The sequence below is a fragment of the Polaromonas sp. 39-63-25 genome, from assembly GCF_002278925.1.
Classification (GTDB): Bacteria; Pseudomonadota; Gammaproteobacteria; order Burkholderiales; family Burkholderiaceae_C; genus Polaromonas.
In genome coordinates this window covers 1-3,883 of the sequence record NZ_NCJH01000044.1, presented here as the reverse complement: position 1 = coordinate 3,883, position 3,883 = coordinate 1, and the positions used below count along the sequence as shown (strand labels likewise).

Here is a 3,883-nt window from a genome sequence, read left to right as displayed (position 1 = left end):
TGGTTCCAACACTTGGAGCCACTGCGATGCAAACTCTGCATCACAGTTGTTAATGTAGAAACCCAGCTGCGACACCACCCTGACCCGGAGATTACGAATCCGTTATGTACGATCAAGGTTTATTTTGAAAATTCTGGTGATTGAAGATGAACCCAAGGCTGCCGACTACCTGCGCAAAGGTCTGACGGAAAACGGTTATGCGGTTGAAGTGGCCCACAACGGCACAGACGGGCTGCATGCGGCTGCCAACGGCGACCATGACCTGGTGGTCCTGGATGTCATGCTGCCGGGAATTGATGGGTTTGCCGTTCTTTCGGCGTTGCGCACATTCAGGGAGGTGCCCGTGCTGATGCTAACCGCCCGCGGCAATACCGACGACAAGGTGCGCGGCTTCGATCTCGGCGCCGACGATTACCTGGTCAAACCGTTTCAGTTTCCGGAGTTGCTCGCCCGGGTGAAGGCTCTGCTTAAACGCGGCCAGCCTGCGGCTGTGGAGCAGGTGCTCCGCACGGCCGACCTGGAGATCGATTCGGTACGCCACCGCGCCACCCGCTCCGGTCAGCGCATTGACCTTTCGGCCAAGGAGTTTGCTTTGTTGTCCCTTCTGGCCCAGAAAACCGGAGAGGTTCTGTCGAGAACACAAATTGCCTCTTTGGTCTGGGATATTCACTTCGACTCGGACACCAACGTGGTGGAAGTGGCGATCCGGCGGCTGCGCGCGAAAATTGACGACCCCTTCGACGTAAAACTGATTCATACCGTGCGCGGCGTGGGTTACGTCCTTGAGCGCCGGGACGCGTTGTGACACGGGGCTGGCGTTTCAGCTACCGGTCCAGAAACTCACTGGCCACGCGCATCGCGCTGGCCAGCGCCTTTTTTGGCTTTCTGATGACTGGCGGCGCGATTGTTGCCGGATTTTATGCACTGTCACACCAGCTTGATGCACGTTCAGCCGCAGAACTGCTGGGCAAACGTGATCTTCTAATGCATGTGTTGTCCGAGATTCCGTCACTCGAAGCCGTCGACCCGAACAAACACCGCTTCGGCGATTTACTGATAGGTCACGACGACCTGCATCTCGCGCTGGCGGACCCCGTCAGCGGCAAAATCCTGACCAGTTTTTCACCGATTGCGACACAGTCCGCGTCCGCGCCGGATGCCTTCCCGGTCAGCTCAACGTCCATCCAGTCCTGGACGGCGACAACCGGCGAGCGGCTGAGTACGCTTCGCGGAAGCAGTCCGGTTGCCAACGGGATGACCGTGCAGTACGCCCTGTCGCTGGACCGACGGCACGACCGCCGTCTATTGGGGGGATTCATCAAGACAACCCTGGTGGGCTGGCCGCTGTTGCTGCTCGTCGTCGCGCTGGGTGCCTGGCTCAACGCGCGCACCAGTCTGGCGCCGCTGCGGCGCTTCCATCGCCTGGCGGCATCCGTCGGCGCAAAGTCGCTCGGTCGGCGAATATCTTCCTCCGGTCTGCCACCGGAACTCTACGAACTCGCAGAAGAGTTCAACCGCATGCTGGAGCGTATAGACGCGGGGTACCAGCGGCTGCAGGATTTCTCAGGTGAGCTCGCTCACGAAATGCGCACGCCGGTTGCGACGCTTATGGGAAGAACTCAGGTGGCGCTATCCCACCCCCGCACAAGCGCGGAGTTTCAGGAGGTCCTGGAAGGCAACGTTGAGGAACTCGAGCGCCTGTCGCGTCTGATCTCCGACATGCTTTTCATCGCGCGCGCCGACCACAATGAAGACCCGTTGAATCAAGAACGGGTAGAACTTGCCCAGGAGGCACAACGGGTTGCCGACTACCTGTCTTTGATCGCCGAGGAACGCGGCTTGGCCGTGGAGGTTACGGGCAAAGCCACCGTCATGGCTGATCGTTTGCTGGTGGAGCGCGCGATCACCAACCTCGTGTCCAATGCGATACGTCATGCAGTGGCTGAATCGAAGATACGTGTGGCGATCAGCGCAGGAGACAACAGTGTCACGCTGGCGGTGACCAACCACGGCGATGCCATTGCTCCGGAACATCTGGAGCGGATTTTTGACCGCTTTTACCGGATCGATTCCGCACGTGCCAGGCTGGACGGCGGCACGGGGCTGGGCCTGGCGATTGTGCGCTCCATCATGCTGGCCCATGGCGGGCAGGCGATGGCGCAAAGCCGGTCGGGTGGTGAGGTGACTTTCATGCTGATATTTCCAGCGGCTGGTGTTAGTCCGTCAGGATTATCTTGAACCCTAGATCAGCTGAGATATCTCCATTAACGGCTTAATGCCCGAGCCGAAGCGGCTGATCGCATCCCGGTGGTCCTTGAGCTGGCTGTAAGGCAGGTAGCGGATATCCAGTTCTGACACCCTTGAAAACGCTGGGCGTCTGAGTTGCTGCGCCACCTCATCGCGCCGGTTGTCCGGGGCAACCAGGAACAGCGTGCTCCCGGCACCGACTTTCGTGCCCAGGGCCAAATCCAGCATCCGAACGATCCCGGAGTAAATGGAGGTGGAGTGCTCGACTTCGAATGCCGCGGCTACCTGCGCGCTGTCCCGCGCAAGCCAGACGACATCTATCAAGCGAACCGACTCCAGGCCACTGGCGGCATCTACAGGAAATTGCTCCAGGCATCCATCAGCCAGGAAGCTGTTTCCGTATTCACGGCTGCGATCATTTGACGCGATCCAAACATCGAAACCGAGTGACTTTCCCAAATCGCGTAGCCAGCCCTGAATCTGCGTATGCGTGGCGTCGCTTTCTTGAGCCAATGCCCACTGTTTCTGCGCGGCAGCTGACTCCTCGCGCACCCGCTGCAGGTCAGCCTCCCACCGTGCGACTACAACGGGATCGTCCATTCGGGGTGGCGCCTCATAACGGCCGCTCCCCACATCAAACATCAGCCCGGCGACGGCGCCCAAGTCATTGGAAAGCTTTTGTCGGTGCTGCTCATTCAGGCGAATCAATCCTTCGCGCATTGACAGGTAATGATCCCATCGCCCGAGTTTGACTTTTCCACCGGTCACTGCGTTAAAACCCTTAACGATCGCCGTGTTGAACGGACAAACCAGTGTCGGGTGGATGAAGTACAGCAGGTTGGCCACGGCCGGCCCCAAACCCTTGATGGCCAGCGCATCAATCTTGCGAATCGCCTCGATGACGGCTTCGGCCGTATCGCAGCAGTCGCACGCATTGAGCAACCTGGCAAAAGCATGCTGGTTCTCCGCACTCTCATAGATGTCAGGTATGCGCAGCTTGGGCTTCCACAAAAACGCATGATCGGCGCCTTTGAATATTTGGCGCTGCTCTGCCACCGCCTCAACCACCGTTTGCAACGATGAGCCTCGGTACGTGTTGCCGAAGGTTCCGGCTTCGATATCGCGCACCACCTGACAGATGCCACGACGAATGGAACGGAAGTTTTTCAGACGCTCCTCCCACCGGAACCAGGTGTTGTAAGTGCTGTGGGGGTTCGCCTTCCAATGGTCAATCAGCAAAGCAACTGTGTTGTGCATGGGTTTCCCCTGAGTTTCTGGTTGAGTGACTGTATCTGAGGTTGAAGTTGGATCATCGGCGCGGGGAATCTGAAGCCCCCGGTGTGGTAGAAAAATAGCTTCAGATCGTCGCACCTCGCGTTGATGGATCGTAAAGACGGGGCGGCTTTTTCAAAACAAGCCTCGGTTGAACATAACGTATTTGTAATCTGCGGGTCAGGGCGGTGTCGCACCTGGGTCTCTACATTAAGAACCGTGATGCAGAGCTTGCATCGCAGTTGTCCCAAGTGTTTGGGGCGATACCTTGCAATCGATATTAAAGGAGTTTGATCATGTTGTTTCGTAAAACCGTATTTGCCCTGGCCCTTGCCGGTGCAGCCATTCCCGCAGCTTTTGCCAA

At 58.1% G+C, this 3,883-nt stretch carries 4 protein-coding genes; 2 read left to right on the top strand and 2 right to left on the bottom strand.

Features of this window, described 5'->3' with window-relative positions; all coding sequences use genetic code 11:
- Positions 1-124: 124 nt before the first annotated feature.
- Entirely contained in the window at positions 125-805 is a 681-nt protein-coding gene (locus B7X65_RS23750; protein WP_293596697.1) for a heavy metal response regulator transcription factor, read from the top strand.
- Positions 802-2,238: a heavy metal sensor histidine kinase gene (locus B7X65_RS23745; RefSeq protein WP_293596696.1), complete on the top strand. Its 1,437-nt coding sequence runs from the start codon at positions 802-804 to the stop codon at positions 2,236-2,238. The genes B7X65_RS23750 and B7X65_RS23745 overlap by 4 nt, the downstream gene beginning before the upstream one ends.
- Positions 2,239-2,241: 3 nt before the next feature.
- Here B7X65_RS23745 and B7X65_RS23740 read toward each other — a convergent pair whose 3' ends face one another.
- Positions 2,242-3,504, bottom strand: a complete 1,263-nt coding sequence (locus B7X65_RS23740) for a type II restriction endonuclease (protein ID WP_293596695.1) — start codon at positions 3,502-3,504, stop codon at positions 2,242-2,244.
- On the bottom strand, positions 3,480-3,883 hold a 404-nt coding region (locus B7X65_RS23735), incomplete at its 5' end, for a hypothetical protein (protein ID WP_293596694.1). The genes B7X65_RS23735 and B7X65_RS23740, both read right to left, overlap by 25 nt.

What these genes read in the sequence shown, in the direction of transcription:
- B7X65_RS23740 (WP_293596695.1), bottom strand. Translation starts at nt 3,504, where the DNA reads ATGCACAACACAGTTGCTTTGCTGATTGACCATTGGAAGGCGAACCCC.